The organism is Streptomyces sp. NPDC043176 (genome assembly GCF_056436715.1).
The window spans coordinates 153,883-180,427 of sequence record NZ_JBWKCA010000002.1 but is presented as its reverse complement, the minus strand read 5'-3'; the positions used below and the strand labels follow the sequence as shown (position 1 = coordinate 180,427).

Genomic DNA, 26,545 nt, shown 5'->3' with positions numbered 1-26,545 from the left:
ACGTACGCCTACCCACCACTCATCAGACATGCGGAAACCGTACGTGCAGCCACCGACACCCGGGTTGCAAGCACAGGCGCGCCGTGCAAGTCGTCGACCGGGCACACGAAGTGAACGGCGCTGGACTCCTGGTTCCCGGAGATGCTCCGCGTGCGGTGAGTTAACACGTGAGAAGCCGCGTCGCTGACGGCGGAGCCAGGGGGGCACCGCTCTTCACGCCATGGGGCCCGAGTCATAGGATTCTCCAATCAGGGGGTCGGCGGGACTGGAGCAGCCGGAGGGCACCACTCTCTCGGGAGTGGCTTCGCCCTGGGCTTGTGCGGCTTCATTAGGGCACATCGCTTCTCGGAGGCCCAGTGAGAGAACACGAGCAGCTAGGACGAGAGTGGCAAACCCGAGTGCTTTTGGTGGCGGTGAAGAGCTGGAGCGGTTCAAAGCGATCTTGGCCAACTGGCGGACGTCACTCGTCGACCTGAGTGGCCGCAATCGGCTCCTCAACTTCAGGCACACCAAGGCGGCGACCCTGGAGATCGCGCATCCGTCGGCCGAGGAACTCATCGAGGGTCTGGAACGCGGCTGGGACTTCGCGCCGCTGCCCGACGAGGAGCCCGCCACCGAGGACTCTGAGGGGGGCCAGGCGCAAACACGCTTCGCCGAACGGCATGGTGCCGCGTACGGGATCGTCACCCAGAAGACGACGGGCCCGGCGCTCCTTCGTGCGCTGACAAGCCTGCGCAGCAAGTCCACCCAACTCTTCAACGACTACGGTCTGTGGACGCTCCAGTTGGGTGTCGGCATCCTCCGCTGGCGTGAGGACGGCGCATCGACGAGCAGCGATGCGCCCCTCCTCCTTCTTCCCGTGCGTATCGAGCGACTGGCCAACGGACGTATCCGCCTGGTGGCCAACGACGACGAGGAACCGCGTCTCAACCCTGCGCTCAAGGTCAAGCTGGAGCAGTTCCACATCGACTGGTCGCCCGTCACGGAACAGGATCCGACGAACCTCGACGCCGTGATCGACGCGGTCAACACCGCGGTGGCGGGGAAATCGGGCTGGGAGGTTTCGAGGCGCGTGGTTCTGGCGCTCTTCGCCTCCCACAAGGAGTCGATGTACCAGGACCTGCTGGACAACGAGGCCCGTATCCTGAAGAGCGATCTCGTACGGGCAGTGGCGCTCGGCCCCAAGGCAGGACTGGCGTCGGACCGCTTCGACTTCGAAGAGATCGACGCCGACCGGATCGACGAGCTCAGTCCGCCGGAGGACAGCCCGCTCGTCCTCGATGCCGATGCGTCGCAGCGGCAGGCCGTCGCGGCCGCTGTCGCAGGGCGGTCCTTCGTGCTCGACGGCCCGCCAGGTACGGGCAAGAGCCAGACGATCACCAACATGATCGCCGGTCTGATGCACGCGGGACGCAGCGTGCTGTTCGTCAGTGAGAAGGCTGCCGCGCTCGACGTGGTGCTGGATCGGCTGAAATCCGTTGGTCTCGACTCGTACGCCCTTCCTCTTCACAGCCACAACACCAGCCGCCGAGCCGTCGCTCAGGAGCTGGGAAGGGCCCTGGAAGAGGAGCCGCGAGCCCCACGGCTCTCCCAGGAGGCGGTCGCCCGAGCCCGCGAGGCGCGCGAGGCCCTCAGCGCCTATGCCGAGGCGATGAACGAGATCCGCCAGCCACTCGGCCAGAGCCTGCACGATGTGATCGGCAGGGTCGGGCAGCTGTCCGAGGCGCACGTGGCCTTCCTGGCTTCGGATGCGGACGGCGGTGCCCGCAAGCAGAAGGTGTTCGACGCCGCAGCAATCAGCGGACAGGACCTGCACTTCGTCATCGAGGCGACGAAGGCCATCGCCGGTGCCTGGCAGGCGGTCGCCGATCCGTCTTTTCCCTGGCGTGACCTGAAGGCCGGAAGTCCCCATCCCCGACCGGCGCTCGACCAGGCCATGGCCGCACGGGACGGGCTTGCCGCGGCGGTGGCGCACTACCAGGATCTCTCGCAAGACGGCGAGCCGATCGATGAGGAAGGTGGCGTCCGTCGGCTCATCGACCTCCTCGCGCTGATCGAGTCACGCCGCCCGGTGCCCGAGACATGGCTGACCAGTGCCGACTTCGCCGACACGGTGGAGAGCCCGGTCGACGACTTCGTCTCCGCTCTCAAGAAGGTGGTCAGAGCGCAGGCCACGGCCCGCTCCGTGGCAGGGGACCGCTGGGAGGAACTCTCACCGCGTCTCACTCCCGCGCCGAGCGAAGCCGAGCGCGCCCTGGCCACTCTCTCTCCGGCCGGTATCGATCCCTCCGAACTGTCGGAGGAGCACGCAAACGAGCTGGCCCACGAGTTCGAGACGACCGCGGACAGTCTTGAGCGTACGCACCGCACCCTTGCCGAGGTTGCGCAGCAGCTGGGGCTGAACATCCCGGGCAGCGCTGCGGCAGCGGAAGATCTCTGCGACGTCGTCGCACTGGCGGGAGCCGACCACCAGCCCCTCGAGCAGTGGCTAGTGCCCGGGGGAGCATCCGAGGCGGACAGAGCGGCGGTCAACGTCGTCGCCGACGGTCTGCGCACGTTCTTCGCCCGACGTGACACGGTTCTGTCCGCACAGGCACACGCGATCGTAGAGGCCGGCCCTGGTTGGGCCTCGATTCCCGCCACGCTCAACACGCAACCACCGGCGTCCGAGCAGGACCTTGCCGGACTAGAGCCGGCCGGCCTGGACCTGAGCCCTCTGACACGTACGCAGGCCGCGGGGCTCTCCGATTGGTTCGCGAGCCTGGGGGCGACCCTCGAATCCGCCGAGCGGCATGCCGCAGCCACGGCCAGGCTTCTCGGGCGTGACCGGCCGAGGAGCATGCAGGAGGCCGAAGAGCTGCTCGTCCTCGTGAAGCTGGCCACGGCCCCCCACCGGATGCTGGACACGTGGCTCGCCCCTGAGGTGATGTCTCAGGTGCGGGAAGCCTGCGGGGAGATCACCGACGCCGCGCGCCGGCTAGCTGAGGCCGAGCAGGCTGCGCAGGACGTCTTCAGGCCCGAGACCGCCGTCACCCCCGGGCTGCCGGACTTGATAGGCCGCCTGTCCGAAGGCTCACGCGGAATTGGCGGCCTGCTGTCCAGCGCGGTACGCGCAGACCGCAAGGCACTCGGTGCGTTGACGATCGCGGGCTCGTGGCGCAATGAGCTGTACGCCCGGCTGCCGCACGCCCTGGCCTGGCATACGGCCCACGACCACCTGCGGGCTCTCACCCGTAGGCATGCCGTTCTTCTCGGACGCTACGCGGGGACGGAACTGCCCGACGTGCCTGCTCTGGAGGCGGCACTGGCGCACGCCGGTTCCGTGCACCGGCTCGCGCCGGACACGGTCCTGGACCCGCATAGTCGCGGCCTGATGGCCGCCCAGGTCGCGGACGGTCGTACTCCTGCCCCGGAACTGCTGGAGCACTGCGGGGCCCTGAGCGAGGATCTGGACACCTGGCGGCAGGATTTGGCACGTCCCCGCCTGGCGGCCGTCGCGGACGAGCTCGCCAAGTGCTCTCTGTCCGACGCCGCCCGCTGGCTGCGCGCCCACCTGGATCCACTCGCTCGGGCCGTCGACGTCATCGACACGGTCGCTTCCGTCGGCCGTCGCGACGACGGACCTGACTTCGCGTACACGCTCGCAGGCGCCCGGGCGGCGGTCGGCGCCGCACAGGAGAGCCGGCGAGAGACCGTCAGGTTCGCTTCCGAGGAGGACACTCACCGTCGTCTTTGCGGTTCCTGGTACCAGGGGCTGGACACCGATCCCGCCGAACTGCGTGCACTTTCTTTCGGTGCAGAACAGGGGCCGAGCGGCATCCTCGAACTCCTGCACCGCGCCTGGACCATCCACGAATCCACCCCGGGCACCCGCGCCGACGAGGAGCAGCGCAGGCTGCTCGGTCGGTACGCACCCGACAGCGGCGTCGACACTGCCGCACTGCAGGACGCCCTGGAAGCCGCGCACACCGTTGAGCGGCTGGCGCCGGACACGCTCGCCGACCCCGCCCGACGGGCACGTCTTATCGGCTTCCTAGCGGACGAACGGCCCGTTCCGCACGCCGTTGTGCGACGGACGGAGCCACAGCTCCGTACCGACCTGCGCGCCTGGCAGGAGTACGCCGGTCAGCCGCACCTGGCAGCCGCAGGCGCGCAGCTGCTGGCCGGACCGTTGCACGACGCGGCGCGCTGGCTACGCGCCCACGTCGAACCCTTCGAGGACGCGGCCGACCTCCTCCGCTCTGTGGGGCGCGTCGCCGACGCCGACAGCGGGCTGTCCCTCTCACGGGCTCGCCAGGCAGTGACGGCGGTGGTCGACGCGCGGGCGGTCGTTGCGCGGTTCACCGAGGACGCCCCACGCCACGAGGAGCTGCTCGGTGACCTCTACCAGGGGGCGGCGACCGACAAGGGAGCTGTGCTCGACGCCCTGGACTGGGCCCAGCAGGTACGCAGGACAGCACATGGAGGCCACGGAGCTCCGCTGTCCGCCCCGGCAGCCCGGCTGATGCTGGATGCCCCCGCCGACACGTCCGTGGCCGACCGCCACGACGACTGGCAGCGCCAGCGGGACAACCTCGTCGCCCACTTCGACGCGCAACGCAGCCGTCTTCTGCAGCGCGAGCTCCGGGAGTCGCTGCCCGCTGCCGCGACCTGTCTGTCCCAGCTGGATAACGACCCCTTCGGCCCCGAGGCATGGACCACGTGCTCCGAGGCTCTCAAGCAGTTGCGACGGTACGGCCTGGACGGGCTGCCCTCCCAGCTCGCGCAGCGCGGCGTGTCCGCGGCCGACTTCCCCGCCTCCGTCGAACGCGCCGTCCTTACCGCCTGGATCGAGCGACGCCTCGGGCTCGACGCCCGGCTCAAGCCCATGCGCGCGGCGGACCGTGATCAGCTCGTCGAGCGATTCCGAGACGCGGATCGCGCCCTTGTGGAGGCTGCTCACGCTGAGGTCATCGCGGCGTGTAATGCCCGCCGCCCCCGGAGGACCAACATCGGCCCCGCGGCTGAGTTGCGCCGACAGTCGCAATTGAAACGCCGTCACAAGCCGGTACGGCAGCTGCTGGGTGAGACGCGGGATGTCGTGCGACTCATCAAGCCCTGCTTCATGATGAGCCCCCTGACGGTAAGCCAGTTCCTGCCGCCGGACTTCCGCTTCGACGTCGTCATCTTCGACGAGGCGTCCCAGGTGCTGCCGCAGGACGCGGTGAACTCCGTCTACCGCGGCAGCGCGCTCATCGTGGCGGGCGACCAAAAGCAGCTCCCGCCGACCTCGTTCTTCAGCGCCGGCGGCGACGGCGACGGCGATGACGAATGGGACGAGGAGGGCGCGGACAACTTCGAATCCGTGCTCGACGCCTGCAAGGCCAGCGGCGTGCTGCGTGGCCTGCCGCTGCGATGGCACTACCGGAGCCGCCACGAGAACCTCATCGCCTTCAGCAACAACGATTTCTACGACAACACCATGGTGACCTTCCCGGGTGCGTATGAGCAGAGCCCGGACCTCGGCGTCGAGTTCTTCAAGGCCGACGGTGTCTACGACCGGGGTGGTCGAAGCAACAACCCAGGCGAGGCGGCGGCGGTCGCACAGCGCGTGATCCACCACTTCGCCACCAGGCCGGGGCTCAGTCTGGGCGTGGTCGCCCTGTCCAAGGCACAGGCCGAGGCCATCGAGGAAGCCGTCCAGAAGGCACGAACCACCCGACCCGACCTCGATCGCTTCTTCACCGAAGATCGTCTCGACGGCTTCTTCGTCAAAAACTTGGAAACCGTCCAGGGCGACGAGCGCGACGTCATCATCCTGTCCGTCGGCTACGGTCCGGACCACCGAGGCAAGCTGCTCTCGGCATTCGGCCCCATCAACAGGGACGGTGGCTGGCGCCGTCTCAACGTCGCCGTGACCCGCGCCCGGCGACGTATGGAGGTCGTCGCCTCCTTCCATGGTTCCGAGCTGGCCGACAGTAGCAATAAGAGCGTCCAGCACCTGAAGCGCTACCTCCAGTACGCCGAGCACGGCCCCCACATCCTGGAGACGGCCGCGGCCGACCCGGACGCCGTGCCGGAGAGCCCGTTCGAGGAAGAAGTCCTGGGCGTCCTGCGCGACTGGGGCTACTCCGTACAGCCCCAGGTCGGCGTCGCCGGTTTCCGCATCGACATGGCGGTACGGCACCCTGCCGCCCCAGGCAGCTACGCCCTCGGCATCGAATGCGACGGTGTCATGTACCACTCCTCGCGCGCGGCCCGCGACCGCGACCGGCTGCGGGAGGCCGTACTGCGCGACCTCGGCTGGAATCTGCACCGCATCTGGGGCACGGATTGGTACCGCAACCGCCGGGACGCGATGGCCCGCCTGCGCGCCGCGGTAGAGGAGGCGTGCGCGCGGTACCCGTTTCGGGTGAGACCGGAGGAGCTGGTCAGCGAGGAGGCTCCTGCAGAGGGATCTGCCGCGCCGGACACGACGGTGGACATGGGGCCGTCGGTGACGTTCGTGGCGGTGGACGACGGGCCCCCCGCGTGGAGCCGGGTGTATGAGGAGGTCGTCGACGTTCAACTGATCAACCTGCGGGTCACGTCCGCCAAGCGTCGCGGCATGCGGGATGCGGAGCTGCAAGACCCGGACGCCGTGGGAGTCGTCGCCGACGTTGCCCTCTCCGTGATCAAGGCTGAGGGCCCGATGACGGAGGACCTGATCTTCACCCGGGTCCGTTCGGCCTGGGGCATCTCAAGGGCGGGCGCGGTGGTCCGGGACTCGGTTCGTCGAGCGCTGCGGAGGGTCTCCTCCGCGGGGCAGATCGTGCGAGTCGGCGAGGCGTACGACGTTCCTGGCCGGGAGCTGGCCTTCGCTCGTACTCCGACAGCAACCGTGGCGCGCAAGGTCGGGCAGGTCCCGTCGGTCGAGCGGCGGCTCGTCGTGGGACATGTGGTCGAGGAAAGTCCGGGCGTCCACCGAGAGGAGCTGCTCCGCGAGGTCGCACGCTTCTTCGGGTGGACACGGCTGGGTCCTGATATCAGGGATGCGCTCACGCGCGATGTGGACGAGCTCGTCGCGAAGGGGGCGGTCCGTGAAGCGGACGGTTTCCTGATGCCTGCAGATGGTGACTGACGAGTCACGAGTGGTGCCGCTCGGCGGGACTGCCGGCGAGCGGCCGTGGGTCGCGTCCATCACCCTCGTCGGCGAATCGAAGCTGCCCGCCGTCGAGCGGACACAGGCTTGCTAAACAGCTGTGCGGCGAGGACGAGCTCTACGACGTGCCGGCCGTCCTGACGGTGGGATACCGCCATGCGCAACCGTCCGTGAGCTGCTCGACACACACATCCCCGAGATCGACTCCGCCATCGCTGAGGCGGAGCCACCGATCGACTGCCCCAGAGGGAGACCTCAAGACGGTTGTATGGAGACAGTCGCACATACCCACCTCGTAGACCTTGACAGTGATCTCCTCGTGGCAGTCGCTCGAGCGGCCAGCTGCATCGTCCGCAGAGCCAACAGTCCTCTCTACCAGTGGGTTCGCCACGACCAGGCTGCGGTAGATGTCGTACAAGAGCTGATCGATGAAGGGCACAAGGAGCTCGCCAAACAACACATCAACACCCTGCTGCAATCAGGCGAAGAGATGAGACGCCGTCTAGGGCCCTCCGAGCGGGAGGATGTGCCCTTGTTCGCGTGATCCGATCGCGCGCACTGGGGGCGATCGCCCGCCACTCGATCGCCTGCCAGCCGCTCATCATGTGCGCCTCGGACCAGACTGACCCGTTCGTCACGAGCACGGACGGATAGGACCTGTCTGGCTGATCACCACCCGATACGACACGCGTGTCGACGTCTACCTCAGCACCCTCACCGCAGCGGCCCTGTCCATCTGGCTCCGTACGTGATCGGCTGGACAGGCTCTATGCAATGGAGGTCGGGCCAAGGCTGTCGACGACGGCGTCCAGGGCTGCCCGCCACGGGTACGTGGCGGGATTACCCTGGCCCGGTTCGTTCGGGATGAAGCCGCCTTCGCCATACAGCACCCGGACCCCAGCGCTCCGGAGGGCGTCGATCGAGCGCTCGAACTGCGGGTGCGCAACGTATGCCCGGTTCACGCACGGCATCATCGCCATGGGGATGCCCTTGCCGATGCCCTCGGCAACTACGCCGACGAGCCACTTGTCCGTGATCCCGAGCGCCCACTGGTTGATCGTGTTGAAGGTCGCCGGCGCGACGATGACGGCGTCCGGCTTCGGCCACACGTCCGGCTGTCCGGGGAGGCGGTAGTCCCAGCGGACGGGGTGGCCGGTGAGGGCGGCGAGGCCGTCGAGGGAGTCGGCAAGCCAGCGGGCGGCCGTCGGGGTGAGACCGAGGCATACGTCCCAGCCGTCGGCCTGCGCCTCCTCGATGACGCGTGCAACGTCGAAGACGGGCGGGGCCGCGCTACTGAACAGGTACAGGGTCGGAGTGGTCATGAGGGTATCCGATCACAGTCAGGCGGCCACCAACTTGGCGGCGCCCCTTGTGAATCCACCTGTCGCGGCATAGAGCAGCGCGTAGCGTTCCGGGTGACGGGTCAGAGACGGGAGGCCGGCATGCCGACGCGGGACGACGACCACACCGGTACGCGGATCAAGGAGCAGCGGAGGCTGGCGGGACTGACGCAGCGGGAGCTGTCCGACCGGATTCCGTACTCGTACAGCTGGCTCACCCAAGTCGAGTGCGGGGCGAGGCCAGCGTCTGTGGACTTCATCGCGGCGGTCGCACGGGCGCTGCGGATCGACGTCACGGTGCTGACGGGCCAACCGTACGTGACCCAGATGCAGGAGGACCGACTGGCGGAGCTGATCCGGCCGATCCGTGAGTCCCTCGATCTGTACGACCTCGGCGATGACCCTCGGGTCACCACGCGCACTGGCGGTGAGCTCATCACCGCCACCGAGGAATTGTGCGCCCACGTCCGCGCCACCCACCTGCACGCGGCGGCGGCAGCCCTTCCGGACGTCATTACGGAGCTGACCGTCCTGTGCTGGCGCTCGCCGACGACGGAGCTGTGGCGGGCCCTTGGTTCCGCCTACCGCACCGCGCACGACGTCACGGTGAAGCTGGGGTACTTCGATCTTGCCAGCGTCGCCCTCGACCGGCTCGGCTGGGCCGCGGAGCGGGCCTCGGACCCCTGCCTGGCGGCCATGCGGCAGTACTTCCGGGGGTTGGTCTACTTCCGCGAAGGGGAGTATGGCATCGGCCTGCGCCTGGTCGGCTCTGGCCACAGGCTGCTTGGCCCGGGCGACGCGACCCGCGAAGCCCTCACCGTCGCCGGCCAGCTTCACCTCGGCGGCTCCGTGCTTGCCGCGCGGGCGGAGGACGCTAGCGCGGCCGCCGACCACATCGCACGGGCCCGCGAGTACGCGGGGCGGGTCGGAGACGCCAGCAAGGTGCACTGGCTCAATTTCGGTCCGGTGAACGTGGCCTTGCACGAGATGACTGTGGCGATGGAGATGCGTCAGTATGACGAGGCACTGCGGCAAGCCAAGGCGATCAAGCTGCCGGCCTCGGTCGCGACGTCCCGCCGCGCGCACTTCTTCATCGACCGGGCCCGCGTCGAGATGGAACTGGGCAAAGCAGAAGCGTCGTTGAGGTCGCTCTGGGCGGCGCGGCGGGCAGCGCCGGAGCAGACCCGCTATCACCCTGGTGCCAGGGAGACGATCCGCGGGCTCGTTCACCTCTCCCGCCGGACACCGGAGCCGTTGCGGAACATGGCGGGCTGGATCGGCATGTAGGGGCCGCTGGGACTCTCGCTCAAGTGAAAGAGTTTCCAGGGTCCTCAGTGGCCACGATGGCGGCGTGAGCAATGACACGGACCTGACCGAGGAATTGTTGGACGGGCTGTCTCCCGAAGCAGTGGAGCAGGCCCGTGCGGCCATGGCGCGCCGCGAGGGACCCGCTGACGTGGAGACCTGCGACTACTGCCGGTCCGTCAGCGAGACGATGTTCCAGGCGCTCGCGGACGGCAAGGGCTTCAAGGAGCAGGTGGAGGTGGCCTACTTCCACATCCACAACACACATGTGGACCCGGACACCGAGGGGCCGGCGACCTGAGGCTCCTCCAGCTTGCGCCGGCTGGACCTGTCGACGGCCCGCGCTCACGCACCAACCCCTCGTGGTCGAAGCCGATGCTGAGCAGGGTGGCCACGCCGCTTCCCGTGCATCGGCGGTCTGGTCACCCCACCCCCCCCCCGTTCTCTCACCGCCGCCCGCCGGACGCGGGCCATAGCTTTACCGCCTGCCGATCAAAGGAGGCTTCATGCCCGATTCACCGCACGCCTTACCCTCCGAAAGGATTGTCATCCTCGGTGCCGGCCCTTGTGGCCTGGCCTGCGCGGACGAGTTGAAGCGGCTGGGTCACCGTTCCTGGACGCTGCTGGAGGCTGCCCCTCTGCCCGGCGGACTTGCCTCGTCCGTGGTCGATCCGGCCGGCTTCACCTGGGACCTGGGCGGGCACGTGGTCTTCTCCCACTTCGGCGAGTTCGACCGGCTGCTTGCCGAGCTGTTCGCCCCCGACGAGCTGCTGCATCATGACCGGTCGTCCTACGTCCGCTTCCGCGACCGGTGGGTGCCCTACCCCTTCCAGCAGTACCTTCACCGTCTCCCGACCGAGGATGCCGAGGCGTGTGTGCACGATCTTCTTCGCGCCTGCCAGCGGCGCGAGGAAGGGATGGCCGCGGGTATGGACTTCGCCACGTGGTTGCAGGCGATGTACGGATCGGGCCTGGTGCAGCGGTTCTTCGGCCCGTACAACTCCAAGGTCTGGGCGACGCATCCTGAGCAGATGGCCTCGTCCTGGGTCGCCGAACGCGTCGCCCCGGTCGATCCCGGTGAAATCCTGGCTGCCTTCTCGGGGACCGCCCCGCCGGCCCGCCGGTGGGGACCCAACGCCACCTTCGCCTTCCCCGCCCGCGGCGGCACCGGAGAGATCTGGCGCCGCCTGGCCGCACGGCTCGACGCGGGCCTGCGGACGTCAGTCCGCGCGGTCGCCGTCGACCCGGCCGCCCGCACTGTGACGCTCTCCGACGGCGAGCTCATCGGCTTCGACCACCTGGTGGCCACCGGTCCCCTTGACCAGCTCTCCGCCATCACGGCCGGCGCCCCGGACGCGGTGCGAACGGCAGCCGGACGGCTGCGGCACACCACGGTGGCCATGGTCGGCCTCGGCTACGAGGCCCCGACCACCGACGAACGGTCCTGGTTGTACTTCCCCCAGCCTGAGGTGCCGTTCTACCGGGCCACGAACTTCAGCAAGTACGCGCCCGCCAACGTCCCCGGCGCCGACACAATGGCATTCAGCGCGTGGATGACCGAGACCTCCCTGCTGCCGGGGACCCGGCTGGACCATCACCGGCTCATACGCGACTGCGACCAGGCCCTGCGGCGCCACGGCCTCGTGCCCGAGGACGCGCCGCTGGCCAGTACCCACCTGGAGCTGATCGACTACGCCTACCCGATACCCACCCTCGACCGTGATGAGGCCCTGGACACAGTGGTGCCGTGGATGGAGTCCCAAGGGATCTACCCGCGAGGCCGGTTCGGGACGTGGCGGTACGAGATCGGCAACATGGACCACGCGGTGAAGATGGGCATCGATATCGCCCGACGCCTGGTGCACGGCACCACTGAAGAACTCCTCATTCAGGCACCCGACGCCATGGCGGCAACAGGGGGACGAAGGTGAGCGGCCGCAGCAACGGGACGGTCGCCTTCGCTGGGCACCGCTTCGACGTCCGTACCGACGAGACCTTCCATGCTGACCAGAGCATCCACCTGGAGAACTTCTCCCCCGAGACCTCGCCAGCGCCGATGTGCGGGCAGCTCACGCAGATACGCATCCACCACAGCGAAGACCTCTTTCGCGATCACGGGGCCCGCTTGGCCGGTGCACAGTCGCTGGAGGTGTTGCCGTTCCGCGGCGAGCCGTACCTGGCCTCATGGCTTGGGCAGGTCCGCTGGTGGAGGCCCGACCCCGCCTCGCACCTGCCGGCAGACCACCTGTACGCCCGCGACGCGACGGGCCGGCTGCACATCGTGCTGCATCCAGGGACCGATCGCGGCGAGCGGTACGCCCTGCGGGTGATCCGCGAGGTCGTCCTGCGCTGCGCCGAACACCGCGGCTGGACCGCCTTCCACGCCGCAGCCGCGGCGGTCGACGGCCACGGGGTACTGATCGTCGGCCCATCCGGGGCCGGCAAGACGACCCTGCTCACGGCCCTGGCCGCCCACCGTCGCGCCGACCTCGTCGGGTCTGACCGCGTACTGGTCACCGAGTCGGCCGCGAGCGTGGTCGGGGTACCGATCTCGGTCCGGATCGCCGGCGGCACCCTGTCTGCGCTAGCCCCGAACAGCAGTCTTCCGCCGCACAGCGTGCTGCCGACCGACTTCGGCACGTCCCGCAAAGCGTCGTGCACCCCGCACGACTTCGCTGGCGCCTTCACCGTCCGTGTGAGGGAAAGCGCCCCGCTGCGGCTCGTCGTGCTCCCGCGGCTCCATGACGACGACCGGGACATCAGCATCGCCTTCCCGGGCGCGGCGGCGGCTCGCGCCGCGCTCGCCGCCGTGTGCTGTACCCCGCACGACGAGGACTGGCTGCGCCCGTGGTTCGCCGACCGCACCCGTCCCGAGGGCGAACTGGCCCGGCAGGCCGCTGACGTCATGGACGACCTGGTCGCCCGGGTGCCGGTGATGCAGGTGACAGTCGGAGTGCACACCCCTCACCTGCTGGAACGGCTCGCTGACGCCGTCGCGAGGAGGCTTCCGTGATACCCAAGCGCATCGCGCTGGTCGGCCCGGTGGCCTCCGGGAAGTCCACCCTCGCCGCCGCCATCGCGGCCCATACCGGACTGCCCCACCTCGACCTGGACGAGCTGTTCTGGGGACCGAGGTGGACGCCCGTCGGTCCGCAGATCTTTCACGCCCGGGTCCGCGACGCCCTGGCCTCGGACATCTGGATCGCCGACGGCAACTACGGCGGCGAAGTCGGCGAGACGCTGCTTGCTCGCGCCGAACTCGTCATCTGGCTCGACCTGCCGATGAGGGTCTGCCTGCCCCGGCTGATCCGCCGCTCGCTCCGGCGGGCCGGCACCCGGCAGGAGCTGTTCGCCGGGAACCGGGAGACCTTCAGCCATCTGCTGGCCCGCGACTCGATCCTGTGGTGGGGCCCGGCTCACCACCGCCGGCACCGCCGCCGCTGGGCCGAACATCTCCGCCCGAACCAGGCCGACGGCCAGCCCGTCGTCCACCTCAACCGCCCCCACGCCATCAACGGCCGACTGCGGTCCCTCGGTCTTCTCGCCCCGAAGGAGGCGTGAGCCGCCGTGATCGCCTCCGTCGTCCGCGTCCCCTGGCACACCGCCCACGGCGGCTACGACCGCCTTCTCGACCACCTCCCCGAAGTCCGCCGCATCACCCCACCCGCCGGACCGCTCGCCACCAGGGCGGCCGGTCAGGCCCACCGTCTGCTCGCCCGAAGCTGCCCGCTGCCCTTCTACCCGGCCGAGCACTTCGTCACCGACCTGCACCTGCTGGCCTCTCGCTCGGCCGCCCACGTGCTGTACGGGGACGAGCAATACTGGTTCTCCCGCCGCCGCCTCGGCCCGACCGCCGTCACCTATCACCAGCCGCCCGCATACCTCCAGCAGCACCTGCCGGCCCGCACGTGGCGAAAGCTCGCGCCGACTGCCGAACGCATCATCGTCCTCGACCCGCACCAGGTGACGTTCTTCGCCGACCTGGTGCCCGCCGACCGCGTGCACCTGGTATCCCACGGGATCGACACCACCGCCTTCACTCCGGCGCCCGCACCGCCCCCGTCGGACCGGCCGCTGGTGCTGACCGTCGGCTGGTGGCTGCGGGACTGGACCGTCCTGGACGCGGTCCACGAGCGGCTGCACCGCCGCTACGGTGACGGCGTCGAGCTGGTCGTCGTCACCCGCCAGGCCCGTACCCGGGCCTGGCACCCGGCCGCTCGCGTCCTCGAAGGCGTCGCCGAGCAGACCCTGGTCGCGCTGTACCGGCAGGCAGCCGTGATGCTGCTGCCGCTACTCGACGCGACCGCCAACAACGCGCTCCTGGAGGCGATGGCCTGCGGCACACCGGTTGTCGCCACCGACGTCGGCGGCATCTGCCACTACACGGGAGAGGCAGCCCTGCTCCCCCCGCCCGGTGACGCCGTCGCGGCGACGGAGGCGGTGGAGAAGGTCCTCACCGAGACCGGCACCGCCGCGCACGCCGCCAGGCGGGCCTCCGCCCGTGAACGGGCGGAACAGTTCGCCTGGCCCCTCGTCGCCGACCAAATGCGCGGCGTCTACCAACTGATGGAGGAAGCACGGTGACCGCGGCCGAGATGTGGCTACAGACGACCGTGCCCGTCCTGCTGGCGCTGCTGCTGGCCCGCGCGCTGTGGGCCTTGATCGCGGTCGAGGTATGCGCGAGGTGGCTCCTCGCCTCCGCCGGCAGCACACCCACGGGGACGCAGGCGGGGAAGGACACGGTGCCGTGGCTGGTGGTGCTGCTGCCGATGCTGCGCGAGCAGACCATCGCGGAGGAGACGGTGACCGCATTCAGGGCACTGGACTACCCGCGCGACCGCGCCGCCGTCGTGGTCATCACCACCGAACGCGAAGTCTCCGCACGCGCCGGACACCGCGACCGGCTGGCGGCCCTGACAGCCCACACCCCGCTGGAGACAGGGCATTTGCGGGGCCTGTTTCCGGCCGCCCGCTGCCGCAAGGTCGCCGAGACGGTCAACGCCGCACGACCAGCCGACCGGCTACGGGTGCTGACCGAACTGTTCGACACCGAGCCGACCACCGCCGACATCGTGACGTCCCTCGCCGCCAGCCTGCCGGACGGAGGGCTGCCGCTGGTGCACCTCCACCAGCCCGATGTCGGCGGACGCAAGGCCGGACAGCTCAACTTCGCCCTCGACCGCCTGCAGCAGGTTCTCGGCCCGCTCGGGTGGAGGGAGGACGAGCACGCTGACGACACGTACGCAGTGGTCTACGACGCCGACGCAGCCCCCGACCGCCGCACCCTTCAGGCGTTCGCCACCGAGGCCACCGCACACCGGACCCGCACCCGGCACGCCCCGGCGCTCATCCAGCAGCAGCGGCTGCCGCTGCTGGCCCGCCGCCCCTTTCCGGCCGGCCCGGTCGGTCTCCTGTTGGAGGGGGAATGGGCCTACCAGCTGCGGCGCTCGCTCGGCATCGAACTCGCCCGCGTCCGTCTCCACCGATTCCTGGCCGCCTCCCGTCTGCCGGAGGCGGTCCGGATGTGGCTGCGGCCCATGGTGTACGGGGTGGGCTGCGGCATGGCCGTCCATCTCCCTGCTGTCCGCGCGCTCGGCGGCTTCCCCGAACCGATGGAAGACCTCGGTACAGGGCACCGGCTGTCCCTGCTCGGCGCCGACCTCACCGCCTCCACCGTCGCCGTCCTCGACGAGCCCTACACCGAGCCCTCCGGACTGGCCAACCTCCACGCGCTGGCCTTCACCGCCTCCGCCCGCCCGGACCGTCACGCGGCCGCCGTTGCGCACCTTCCCTCCGCCCTCTCCCGCCCAGCCAGGGTGGTCCTGGTGGCCCGGGAGTGGGTGGACGAGGCCGCCTGGGTGCTCGGCGCCCCGCTGATCGCGGCGGCCGTCCTGTCCGCCTGGTGGGCCGGGCCCGTCTGGACGGCCGTTGCGGCGGCCGGCGTGCTGCTGCACGGCCCCGTGGCCACCGCCCGGCTACTGGCCCTCGCCCCGGCCCTGCACGCGGCCGTCGCCCCACCACCCGGTCTCGCCCCGCTGCCCCGGACGTCCCCGGCCCACCTGGCATCGCTGGTCGCAGCCAGCCCGTTCCAGCCATTCGTACGACTGGCCGGACCCTGGCAGCTGATCTTCGCGAAGGCGGCCGGACGCCACCGCGGATTCGGCAAGACTGAACGCTGAAAGCCCTTCCCAACCACCACCGAAGCAGAGTTGGAGCCCACTCGTGGCCGAGCCTGTCACCCCGACCATCCGCACCTCCGCCAAAGCCGTCGTCGTCCACGATGGTCAGGTCCTGCTCCAACGAGCCAACTGGGAGGGCCAGGACTGCTACTTCCTGCCCGGCGGCGGCCAGAACCCCGGCGAACCCCTCGACCAGACCGCCCGCCGCGAGGTCCACGAGGAAACCGGCCTGACCGTCACCGTGGACAAGCTTCTGTGGCTGCGCGAGTACATCGGCGCCAACCACGACCACGCCGACACCGAGGCCGGCACCCACCGCATCGAAGCGATCTTCCACTGCACCCCCAAAGGCGACCCCGGCCGCCTCGGCGGACACGCCGAAGACGATGTGCAGACCGGCCTGGAATGGGTGGAACTGGAGAAGGTTCCCGGTCTGAACCTGCTGCCCCACGCCCTCCGGCAGCCGATCGCCGCCCTCGCCACGGGCCAGCCCTCATCCGGCTATCTCGGCGACGTCGCCTGAACCCGTGGCGGCGATAGACGGCAGGGTCCCTGACGGTGCCCGAGAGATCACGACCGGACAGGCCAACCGCGTCTGGTACGTCGACGGCCCAGTGCCGTACGTACTCAAGCACTACGGAGACCCGAACCGCGCCGCCAACGAGGCCGCCGCCCTGGCCCTCCTCACCATGCACGGCGCCCCGGCTCCCGAGCTACTTGGGGCCAACCCCGGGGGCAGTCCGGCGTGGACCGCGCAAACCGCGGTGCACGCCGAGCCCGTGCCCGCCGGCCAGCTCCTTCACGAGCTGGCCGGCCCCCTCGCCGCCGTCCACCGCATCACGGGCCCCCATAGCGGCCGACTTGCCGGAGCCCGGCGGTATCGCACCTGGCGCCGTTACCTTCACGACCGTCTCGACACGTACACGACTGCCGCGTCCGACCTCGCTCCCGCCGCGGCGGCCCTCCGCCGCCAACTCGACACCACGGACCTGAACATCGAGCCCAGACTGCTGCACCACGACCTGCAGCCGGGCCACCTCGTCAGGCCCGCGGCCGGCGGGCCACTGCTACTGGACTGGGAACTCGCCGCCTTCGGCGACCCGCTGTCCGACCTCGCCCGCCTCGCCGTCCGTCTCGACCTCACCGACCCCACCCATGTGCTTCAGGTCGCCCACCAGGCGGCTCCGAACGCCGTCCGCAGAGTCCAGGTGTACTGGCGCATTCATCAGCTCGCTGACGCCGCCCTCAGCACCGATCCAGTCATACGGCACCGCGGACGGGCTCGCCTGGGGGGAGAGTTATAACCACTCCTTCCCTCGTGAACCACGACCTCTCGCAGGCCCCTCGCTGTTCACCGTACTGAGCGGCGACTCTGCGTATCCAACAGTTCTGGAAGATCGTGGCCTGGAACTTGGTTTCAGTCGCCCCATTCCAGGCGCATCGGCTCGCGGGCGATGGCGAGGGCGTTGCCGAGACTCGCGAGGGTGGCGGCAACGAGTCGAGGCGGCCAAACGATCGGAGGAGGTGAGGCCGTTCGATTCTGCCGAGAGCGCTGAAGAGGGGGAAGCCGCTTCTCTTCCGGCCTCGATTGTCAGTGGTGTCTGTCAGGGTATGCGCAATGCGTGCCGAGATGAGGGGCGGCGTAAGTGTTCCAGCGTGATGACTCTGGAGTCTCCGAGTCATTCGATCTTGATTCATTGACGGTGGGCGACCGCCTGCGACTGTTCAACTTCACGCAGCGCGATGATCCTGTCGCATATTTGTGGGTGCTGCGTGCGATGAACGTACTGCGAGCGGTACACCAGTTACAGGTTCACCCTGACGACGTGGCGAACACGTTGAAGGAGCTCGCCACAGAACACGACGAGGTACCGTCTGCTGCGGATCTGAATCTGCGGGGCATGCTCGACAACCTCTCCTCGGACGACGAGCAGGTCCTCTATCGAGTGGAAGATCCGTTGCGGTGCGGCAATCTTGCCGCATACCGGAACCGGCAATCGGTCTACCAGTTCACGGAGATCGGCTACCGCGTCTACCGCGCGGTGGAGGAGGTCATCGGCTCCCGCGTACAGGACGCGAACCTGTCGCGGCTGGTCTTCGCCGACATCCTGACGGACTTCAAGGCGCTGGCGACAGCGAACCGGGAAGGCGACCGGGACGAGGTGTACCGCAAGCTCGCACGCCTCGACAGCGTGCTGGAAGACATGACCCAGCGGGCGGCGCGCTTCTATCTGACCCTGAACGACGTGGCGCGCACGACAGATGTCTCTCCTGAGACTTTCCTGCGCTACAAGCACGCGCTGCTGGCACACATGAGTGAGTTCACAGCGGAACTGGAGCGCTACGCGCCCCGGCTGGCCGAGGCCGTGTACGAGGTGGAAGACACCGGGGTCGAGACCTTGCTGGAGCGGGCCGTCGCAGTGGATGAGCGGCCCATGATGCGGCCGTCCGCACGCCTGGAGGACTGGCGGCGGCGCTGGATCGGGCTGCGCCAATGGTTCTTGGCGGACGGCCCCATGGAGACCAAGGCCGCCCATTTGCAAGGCGCAACGCGCACGGCCATTTCGGGGGTCATCGCCCTGCTGCGGCAGGTGACGGAGTCACGTCGAGGAGGGGTGAGCCGGACCACCCAACTCCGGCATCTTGCCGCCTGGGCAGCAGCTGCGCCGGATGAGCAGGCTGCGAACGCCCTCGTGTCTGCCGCCTTCGACCTCCGCTCGGTACGTCATCTGTCGGGTGCCCACGACGACGATGACCAGATCTCGCCGCGGACGACGTGGTGGGATGCGCCTGGTGTAGAGGTCAGCATCAGCCTGTTCCGGCACGGCAAGCGGCCAGCACCGGGTGGCCCGCAACCGGTCCGTACCCGCCGTGGTGCCCATGCCCGGCTACGTGAACAGCAGTTGGCGGATCGGGCCGCGGACCGGGAGGCCGCGAAGGATCTCCTGGACCATGGGCCGCACGACCGGGTGCTGAACGAGGCGGAGACCCGCGCCGTGCTCAAGCTGCTAACCCGTGCCCTGCAGGTGCGAACGGTCGTCGCGGGGCGACTGCGTTCCGGCACCGGCAGCAGCGACGTCCTGACGCTGCGCCTGATCCCGAACGAGCGCGGCAGCCAGCTGCGGACCGAGACCGGCACGCTGCACCTGCCCGGCTTCGCCCTGGAGATCAAGCCCCATGGTGCGATGCGCCGAAGCCGAACGGAGAAATCCTGATGCCCGCCCATCGCGTAGCCGCCTCCGTGGAGACCGCAGACCTTGGCTCGTACCAGCAAGCGGCCCGGCTCATGCTGCTGCATGGCGTCGTCACCGAGAGCTACCCGCGGGCCAAGGCGCTTGCGCTGGTGCTGCAATGGGCCGACGAACTGGCCAAGGACTTCCGTGACCTGTTCGGCTACTCCTTGCAGACCAGCGCCCGTCACGCACGGCTGCTGCGGCGGCTGGACGCCTTCGACGCCAGCCAGGCGTTCCTCACGGTGAAGAGCAAGCGACCCTTCGACCGGCGGCGGCTGGCCTACCTCTGTCTGATCTTGGCCTGCCTGCACAGGTCGCGCGTCGAGATCAACCTCGCCGATCTCGTCAAACTGCTCACGCCGTCCGCGAACACGATCGAGCACTTGGGCTTCGATGCGACCGCACCAGGTCACAAGGACGCGGTCGTTGACGTGATGGACTGGCTCGTCGACCGGGGTGCACTGCGGATCTCCGATGGCTCCATGGAGGACTGGGCCCGTGACCACGACCGCGGGGACGCGCTGTTCGACATCGACCACGACACCTGCGCGGCGCTTTTCCGGCCGAACAAACCGCTGCAGCACCTGGTCAGCGCTGCTGGGCTGTTGGACACTCCGACCGCCGGCACCGGGCGCGACCCCCGTCGCCGCTTTGCTGCCCAGCGAGCCCGTCGGCTGCTGATCGAGTACCCGGTGGTCTACTTCAGCGACACCGACGCGGAGACCGCGATAGCACTGCGCCAGCCCACCCTGGCCGAGGACATCGCACGGCTGACCGGGTTGCCTGTCGAGCGCCGGGCCGAGGGCATCATGCTCGTAGACACCACAGGGCACTTTACGGACAAGCGGTTCCCCGGCCGCGGCGGAGCCGTCAACCGGACTGCCGGGCTGATACTCGCGAAGATCGCGGACCTGCGGGAAGACCCGGACCGGGCCAGCAGCCTTCACTACCTCCTGCCCACCGATCCAGGAGAGGAACACGCAGTCCTGCTCAGCCGCATCGATATGGCCCTGCCGCAGGCGGGCACGCTCGAAGCCTTGGCGCACGACCCGCACACGGATGCTGGCGAGCACGCGGCCGAGGCCGATCAGGACTCCCCGGAGCATGAGGGGCAGACGGGCTTGCCCTTCGTGGAACACGGCACGCTGGAGCAGATGATCACCGAGCTCTATGAGGAGTTCGGCCCCTCGTCCTTCACCAACAAGTGGCAGGCCGATCCCGGCGGGCTACTGGCGGAGGCGGTCGCGCTCCTGGCGGACCTGCGCCTGGTCCACATCGTCCCTGGCGGGATTCTGGTCCGGCCCGCGGCCGGCCGCTACCGCAATATCACCGCCGTCCTACCGCGCCCCGCGCACGACGGCCAGTTCGCTCTTGACTTCCCCACTGAGGAAACCTCTCGATGACGCTCATCCCTCACTCCCGCACCGCTGACCGGTCGGAGGTCCGCTTCAAGCCCACCCGCGCCGGAGTGATCGGCCTATGGGACTACACCGACGAGGAGTTCGTCTTCGCCGACGGACGCCTGGTCCTGCGCGGGCACAACGGTTCCGGCAAGACCAAGGCCCTGGAGGTTCTCTTCCCCTTGGTTCTGGACGGTGTCCTCGACGCGAGGCGTCTCGATCCGTTCAGCGGCGAGGAGCGCACCATGAAGTCGAACCTGCTCTACAAAGGGCAGGAGTCCGCATACGGCTATGTGTGGATGGAGTTCGCCCGCACCGCACCCGACGGAGAGGTCCTCGAAGCCGTCACCGTGGGGATCGGCATGCGGGTGACCAAGCCGATGTCCACGCCGGCCCGCTTCTTCTTCGTCACCGACGGCCGAGTCGGCATCGACTTCGGCCTGCTGGACGCCGCCTCGCGCCCGCTGCGGGAGAACGCTCTGAAGAAGCTCCTGGGTGAAGGAGCCACCTACGCTTCGGCGGAGGCGTACCGGGAGGCGATCGATGACCGGCTGTTTGGGCTGGGCCGCGAGCGCTACAGCCAGCTGGTCAACCTTCTGCTCCAGCTACGGCGTCCTCTGCTGGCCAAGGACCTCGACCCGGTCAAGGTGTCCGACACCCTCACCGCCGGCCTGCGCCCCGTCGACGAGGACCTCATCCTGCAGGCCGCCCGCGATTTCGAGAACCTCGCCGAGATCCAAGCGCTCCTCAACGCACTGACGGGGGCGGACACCGCAGTCCGGACCTTCCTGCGTGAATACACCAGTTATCTGCGCGCCCATGCCCGTGACCGCGTGGACCAGGTCACCGGGCGCATTCAGGACACAGCCGCGCAGTGCGAGACGATCATGGAGGCGGCGGAGGACCACCGCACCGCCGAGCGGCAGCTGGCCTCCTCACAGCATGAGCGCGATACCGCCGAACGCCGGTGCAATGAGCTCAGCGCGAGCCTGGCCGAGTACAAGAACCACGACGCTATCAAGCAGCAGAACGGTCTCGAGGAGCTGCGCGATCGCGTACGCAACGAGCGCCAGGGCATCGCGGAGAGTGGCCGCCACCTCAACCGGGCCCAGGAGGGCTTGGCTGCCCTCAAAGGGGAGGCTGAGCGGGCTCTCCTGAGAAACGATGAGCTGCGCAAGGCCGCTTCTCGGCATACCCACAGTCTCATGGACGCGGCGCGCCGCTGCGGCGTCCTGCACGACGACGACACACTGGATCTCGGTGCCGATCTGGACACGGACGTGGCAGGCCGGGTTGCCGCGCGTCGCAGCGAAGTGGAGGACGTACGCGTCCACCTCAGCGCGTCCGAGAACGCCGCGAAGGACCAGGAGCGCGAGCAGGAGCACGCTGACGCGGCGAGCGGTGAGCTGACCGAGACCGAGCGGCAATCCGCCGCAGCAGCTGAGAAGCTCGAGATCGTCCGCGCCACGGCCGACCAGGAGCTGGAGGAGTTCATCAGCCGCTGGAGCGGCAGTGATGACACCGCGGTCTTGGTCGCCGCCGACGGTGACGTACTGCGTACTGCCATCGCCGCGGTGGGGGAACCCGAAGCGGCCTCGCTGCCGGAGGAGTTTCGTTCCCTCACCGACCAGCGCCGCACCAGTGCTCTGGCCCGCGTCGAGAACTTGAAGCGGGAGCACAGCGACGTCGCGGAGGCCCTGCGATCCAGGCGAGCAGAGCGCGACACCGTGGCAGCGGAAGGCGACGACGCGCCCCCGCCCAGTGACCTGCGCCCCGCCAGCCGCGATGCGCGGCCCGGTGCGCCGTTGTGGCAGCTTGTGCGGTTCGCCGAGGATGTTCCCAACGATCATGCGGCTGCGGTGGAGGGCGCCCTGTACGCGGCCGGCCTGCTCACCGCCTGGCTGCACCCCGACCTTGCGCTGACCGACCAGGCACTGCACGACAAGGTCGGCGACGCCTATCTGCGCCCACTGCCTCCCGCGCAGCGGCCGACCGGACGCACCCTGGCCGACGTACTGGTCGTCGAAGATCAGCAGCTCGTCTCCGCCGCGGCCGTACAGGCTGTCCTGGCGTCCGTCGCCGTAACGGACGACGTCCCTGCGACGGACGGCGCGCTGCGCGCTCCTGCGGTCACGACCGGCTCGCACTTCTGCCTCGGCATCCAGGTCGGTGCGCATCCTAAGGATCAGCCGGAGTACATCGGGGCCACGGCACGAGCCGCCCGCCGGCGCGAGCGGCTGCGCCTGCTCGAAGAATCCATCGCCGTCCTGGAAGCTCAGCTCGCCGGCATCGAAGAGCAGCAGAGGTACGCGCAGGAAGCATGCGACGACTTCGACCGCGCCCGGCATGAGCTCCCGCGCACCCAACCGATCATCCAGGCGGTGGGTCAGGTGGCGGTGGTGGCGGAGAAGGCCGCTGGCGCACGCCGCCGCCTCTCCGAAGCCCGCAAGCGGCTCGACGGGGCGATTGCGCGCGCCCATGAGAAGAATCGGCAGCTTCGGCATGCTGCCACGGCCGCACGGCTGCCTACGCTTCGTGAGGAACTGGACAACGTCGCGCAGGCCATCGACGACTTCGCCGACGCCGGCAAGGCGCTCTCCGCCTGCCGTGAGCAGGCCGATGCGGCCGAGCGCGACATCGCCGGCCGCAAGGAGATCATCGAAGCGCAGACCGAGTCCTGCTCAGAGCAGGCTGAGGCGCTACAGGCGCGTAGGGATGCGTTCGCCGTTCAGGAGGAACGTCTGCGCACCCAGGAAGCGACGCTGGAAGCTCCTCTGCAGGAGATTCTGCAGCAGATCACGGACGCGGAGGAGCAGCTCACCACGGCGCAGAAGACGTACGACCGTGCGAAGAAGGACGCGGAAGAGCATCGAGACCGGCTTCTGAAGGCTGACCATGCCCTGGAGTTCGGCCGTACCGCACTCGCCACGGCCGTGGCGGAGCAGGTGCGCACCACGCTCACGCTGGAGCCATATGCCCGGCCCGACCTTCTCGGCCTCCTCGAAGCGAACGCCGAGACCATCTGGCTGCCCCACGACATGTGGCCGAGCCCCGAGCAGGCAGTCCAGGCCCTCATGGACAGCCTGACCTCGCCCGGCATTCCCCTCACGGGCATCGAAGCCGCCCAGAGCGTCGTCCCCGCATCCGTCGCTTCCTTGGTCAACGCGCTCGATGAGGCGACCCGGGGCCGGCCGATCACCTCGAGCCTCCTGAAGACCGTGACATCCAAGATCTCTAGCGCTATCACCGCGCTGGAGGCAGCCCTGCTGGAATCTGATCAGGGTTACCTCTTCGAGTGGGAGCCGGCCGGTGACATCATCCTGGCCCGGGTCACCGACAGCGAAGGCCCCGCCCCCGTAACGGACTTCGCCCGTCGCCTGGCCGAACAGCTCGCCGATCAGAGCGTACTGCTGGAAGACAGGGAACGGACCGTCCTGGAGGACGGACTCCTGACCGGGCTGGCCGAGCAAATCCATGATCGCACCGTCGCCGCCCGCGACCTGGTCAAAAGCATGGACGCCGATACCCGCTCCAAGCCGATGTCCTCCGGTACCACCGTGGGCATCAACTGGATCACCTCCGACGCACTCACCGACTCCCAGCAGGCCGTCAACAAACTGCTCGACAAGGACGCCTCCGGTCTCGGACCGGCAGGACTGGCCGAGCTCCGCTCCCACCTGCGCAGCCAGATCCGCGCGAGGGCTGCTGCCGACAAGAAGAGGAGCTACCAGCAGGTGATCGCTGAGGTTCTGGACTATCGCGCCTGGCGCAAGTTCGAACTCCGGCTGTTCCGGCCGGGCATGAGCGAAGAGGAGCGGAAGAAGGGAGAACTGCTCACCAAGGCCAAGCACAGCGTGATGTCCGGCGGCGAGAAATCCGCCTCCATCCACCTTCCGCTCTTCGCAGCCGCCCATGCGCAGTACAGCTCCGCCTACCCCACCTGCCCGCGGCTGATCGCCCTTGACGAAGCTTTCGCCGGCATCGACGAGAAGTACCGCCCCGACCTGCTCGCCCTCACAGCCAAGTTCGACCTCGACCTCTTCATGACGGGCTACGACCTGTGGATCACTTACCCTGACGTGCCGCAAATCTCCCACTACGACATGAAGCACGACGAGGCGTCCCACACCGTCTCCGCCATGCTGCTGGTCTGGGACGGCGAACAGATCCTCGATGACCTCGAGTACCCCGGATCCGACGATCTTGCCGCCGAACTCCTTGGCTTCGCGCCCCGTCGGCACGTTCCCGCAGGGGCAGGACTGCTCGCGGACATCCCCGAGGACCAGCCGACGAACGACAAGGTCGAGGAGACAGAATGACCGGATCGACAGAGGCATACGAGCGCTACCGGGCCCCCGAGTTCCGTCGGCTCCTGGCTGCTGCCCGGCGCTCGCTCGAGCGCAACGGCGGCGAGGTCAAGGGCTCCATCGGCCTGGCCAACCCGACCTCGGCCGAACGCACCGCTGTCATCGGCATCACCGGTGCGTACCGGTCGGCCAATGTCCGCCGCATCACCATCCCCCTCGGAACATTGGAGGAGAGCGTCCGCAACGTCACGGGCATGTCGCTCCGCGACGTCCTGGAACGGATCGGCCCCGAGCTGCGCTTTCGCGCCGATGAGCGGACCGTGCTCGATCAGGCCCGGCGGAGGATCCTTGCTGAGGGCGAGGCCAGCCCGCTTCATGCCGAGCATGCCTGGTACCGGCAGTGGCTGGCCGGCCTCGCATCCGACGGCACGATCACCGCGCTGATCAATAGGAAGGACCCTCACCTCTTCAGCCAGGCCGTCCGCGTCCTGGAACACCTCTACAGCCGGCCAAGCGACGCTCCACCGATCATGCTGCCCGCCTTGGCCGACGCCACCACAGGAGACACCAAGGCCCTCAATCCCGGCCGCGGCTCTCTGCCGACACTGGTCCTGCGGGCCTTGGCCATGGCACGCGGAGTCCCACTCGGATCAGGGGCCGAGTCTCGGCGCGAGTTGTGGGACGCCTTCGACGTCATCGTCGATGATCTGGCCAGCCGTGTCCTCGTCCTCAACCTCCCCGCGACCGGCCAGGGGCTGGGCCAGTGGCTCACCGACGCCGCCCGCTACGGCACTCCATTCCACATCACCCTCCACCAGCTCATCACCCTGCCGATCGCCGTGAATCTGCATACGGTGTACGTCTGCGAGAACCCGGCCGTGCTCCGTCGTGCCGCCGGTGAGCTCGGTGCCAGCAGTCCGCCGCTGATCTGCACCGAGGGGCGCCCCTCGACCGCCTTTCACCGGCTGGCGCGGTTGGTCGTCGAAGCCGGTGGCACCTTGCTCTACCACGGGGACTTCGACTGGCCCGGCATCGACATGACGAACCAGCTCCGAACCCGCTACCAGGCCGAACCCTGGCGAATGAGCGCTGAGGACTACCTCAGCGCGGTGCGTACCGACAGCGATCACGTCCAGCTGAGCGGCAAGGCCCAGGCCACCTTCTGGGACCCAGAGCTCGCCGAGGCCATGGAACGGGAAAACCGCGCCGTCTACGAAGAGGCCGTCGCTGACGCCCTGCTAGCGGATTGGAAGATTCCGGCTGATCGCATTCCCCCTGGGCGTGGAGTTACGACCAGCGCAGAAGCTGAGCGTCACGATGAGGAAGAGACGCCCATACGAGACGTAGTTCCGCCGAGAAGGGATAGTGACGGAGACCGGGAAGTCTGCTGCGGAGGTCGCGCGGGGCCCGGATTGTAGGCAAGCGCAGTCATAACCAGACATCGCGATCGCCCCATGGCGCGTTGCGCGACAACGAGGTCACCGAGGGAGATCACCAACGCACCAGTCCCCCGACCCGGAGCAATGACCGCTTGGACTCCCCCAGATCGCCGGCCTGGCGGGGGACACCCGTGCCCACAGCGGCCCACACCACCGCTATGCCCTTCACGGCAACCGCCCTGCGCACGCTACCCACGCCGAAACCCCGATGGGCACAGGCGT

Annotated in this window: 15 protein-coding genes; 14 read left to right on the top strand and 1 reads right to left on the bottom strand. The window is 68.8% G+C overall.

Annotated features, from left to right (window positions below; genetic code table 11):
- The first annotated feature begins 385 nt into the window (after positions 1 to 385).
- Positions 386 to 7,099 carry a DUF3320 domain-containing protein gene (locus AC067A_RS03380; RefSeq protein ID WP_478613833.1) on the top strand — a complete coding sequence of 2,238 codons (6,714 nt, stop codon included), beginning with the start codon at positions 386 to 388 and terminating at the stop codon, positions 7,097 to 7,099.
- Between the two features lie 788 nt (positions 7,100 to 7,887).
- Here the strand turns inward: AC067A_RS03380 and AC067A_RS03375 are convergent.
- Entirely contained in the window at positions 7,888 to 8,442 is a 555-nt protein-coding gene (locus AC067A_RS03375; RefSeq protein WP_391074237.1) for a flavoprotein, read from the bottom strand.
- Positions 8,443 to 8,562: 120 nt separating this feature from the next.
- On the opposite strand from AC067A_RS03375, the gene AC067A_RS03370 reads away from it, so the two are divergent.
- The 13 genes from AC067A_RS03370 to AC067A_RS03310 all read left to right on the top strand — a co-directional run bounded on the left by AC067A_RS03370 (position 8,563) and on the right by AC067A_RS03310 (position 26,302).
- The gene (locus AC067A_RS03370; RefSeq protein WP_391074234.1) at positions 8,563 to 9,747 is read left to right on the top strand and encodes a helix-turn-helix domain-containing protein; all 1,185 of its coding nucleotides are present in this window, start codon (positions 8,563 to 8,565) and stop codon (positions 9,745 to 9,747) included.
- A 64-nt stretch (positions 9,748 to 9,811) separates the two neighbouring features.
- Entirely contained in the window at positions 9,812 to 10,066 is a 255-nt protein-coding gene (locus tag AC067A_RS03365) for a hypothetical protein (protein WP_391074231.1), read from the top strand.
- 205 nt (positions 10,067 to 10,271) lie between these two features.
- Complete coding sequence (locus AC067A_RS03360; RefSeq protein WP_391074229.1) at positions 10,272 to 11,696, top strand: protoporphyrinogen/coproporphyrinogen oxidase; 1,425 nt, start codon at positions 10,272 to 10,274, stop codon at positions 11,694 to 11,696.
- On the top strand, positions 11,693 to 12,778 hold the full coding sequence (locus AC067A_RS03355; protein ID WP_086823235.1) for a phosphoenolpyruvate carboxykinase (ATP): 1,086 nt from the start codon (positions 11,693 to 11,695) through the stop codon (positions 12,776 to 12,778). The genes AC067A_RS03360 and AC067A_RS03355 overlap by 4 nt, the downstream gene beginning before the upstream one ends.
- A complete protein-coding gene (locus AC067A_RS03350; protein WP_478613826.1) occupies positions 12,775 to 13,326 on the top strand; it encodes a P-loop NTPase family protein in 552 nt (183 codons plus the stop codon). The genes AC067A_RS03355 and AC067A_RS03350 overlap by 4 nt, the downstream gene beginning before the upstream one ends.
- Positions 13,327 to 13,332: 6 nt before the next feature.
- Positions 13,333 to 14,349: a glycosyltransferase family 4 protein gene (locus AC067A_RS03345; RefSeq protein ID WP_478613823.1), complete on the top strand. Its 1,017-nt coding sequence runs from the start codon at positions 13,333 to 13,335 to the stop codon at positions 14,347 to 14,349.
- Positions 14,346 to 15,944, top strand: a complete 1,599-nt coding sequence (locus tag AC067A_RS03340; RefSeq protein ID WP_478613821.1) for a hypothetical protein — start codon at positions 14,346 to 14,348, stop codon at positions 15,942 to 15,944. Before AC067A_RS03345 ends, AC067A_RS03340 begins: the two co-directional genes overlap by 4 nt.
- Positions 15,945 to 15,987: 43 nt before the next feature.
- Positions 15,988 to 16,467: an NUDIX domain-containing protein gene (locus AC067A_RS03335; RefSeq protein WP_179199658.1), complete on the top strand. Its 480-nt coding sequence runs from the start codon at positions 15,988 to 15,990 to the stop codon at positions 16,465 to 16,467.
- Between the two features lie 4 nt (positions 16,468 to 16,471).
- The gene (locus tag AC067A_RS03330; RefSeq protein ID WP_179199659.1) at positions 16,472 to 17,248 is read left to right on the top strand and encodes a phosphotransferase family protein; all 777 of its coding nucleotides are present in this window, start codon (positions 16,472 to 16,474) and stop codon (positions 17,246 to 17,248) included.
- 342 nt (positions 17,249 to 17,590) lie between these two features.
- Positions 17,591 to 19,159 carry a TIGR02677 family protein gene (locus tag AC067A_RS03325; RefSeq protein WP_086823250.1) on the top strand — a complete coding sequence of 523 codons (1,569 nt, stop codon included), beginning with the start codon at positions 17,591 to 17,593 and terminating at the stop codon, positions 19,157 to 19,159.
- Positions 19,160 to 19,185: 26 nt separating this feature from the next.
- Entirely contained in the window at positions 19,186 to 20,580 is a 1,395-nt protein-coding gene (locus AC067A_RS03320) for a DUF2398 family protein (protein WP_478613815.1), read from the top strand.
- Complete coding sequence (locus AC067A_RS03315; protein WP_478613812.1) at positions 20,577 to 24,896, top strand: SbcC/MukB-like Walker B domain-containing protein; 4,320 nt, start codon at positions 20,577 to 20,579, stop codon at positions 24,894 to 24,896. Before AC067A_RS03320 ends, AC067A_RS03315 begins: the two co-directional genes overlap by 4 nt.
- Positions 24,893 to 26,302, top strand: coding sequence for a TIGR02679 family protein (locus tag AC067A_RS03310; protein ID WP_391074211.1), 1,410 nt, complete (start codon positions 24,893 to 24,895; stop codon positions 26,300 to 26,302). Before AC067A_RS03315 ends, AC067A_RS03310 begins: the two co-directional genes overlap by 4 nt.
- The last annotated feature ends 243 nt before the right edge of the window (positions 26,303 to 26,545 follow it).